We start from the raw sequence: 207 nt of genomic DNA, 5'->3' as shown, positions 1-207 counted from the left end.
GCTGCGGTCTGGTTGTCGTAGGCGTCCAGGCACATCTGGACCCCTCCGGTGGTCACGGTGAGCTGGTTGGAGGAGGTACGCGTCCAGGTCTGGTTCGCCTGCCCGCTGCAGTCCCAGATCTGCACCTGGGTCCCCGCCGTCGCCGAGGAGTTCGGCACGTCCAGGCACTTGCCCGCACCCACCGCACGCAACGCACCCGTAGTGCCG

The 207-nt window shown here is 68.6% G+C and carries 1 protein-coding gene; it reads right to left on the bottom strand.

Going from position 1 to position 207, the window contains the following annotated elements:
- Positions 1 to 207: ricin-type beta-trefoil lectin domain protein (locus WA788_RS35950; RefSeq protein WP_335984772.1), on the bottom strand; the 207-nt coding region annotated here is incomplete at both ends.

This window comes from Streptomyces sp. CA2R106, assembly GCF_037034245.1.
GTDB lineage: Bacteria > Actinomycetota > Actinomycetes > Streptomycetales > Streptomycetaceae > Actinacidiphila.
The sequence above is the reverse complement of the archived record's forward strand: the minus strand, read 5'-3'. Positions and strand labels throughout refer to the sequence as shown.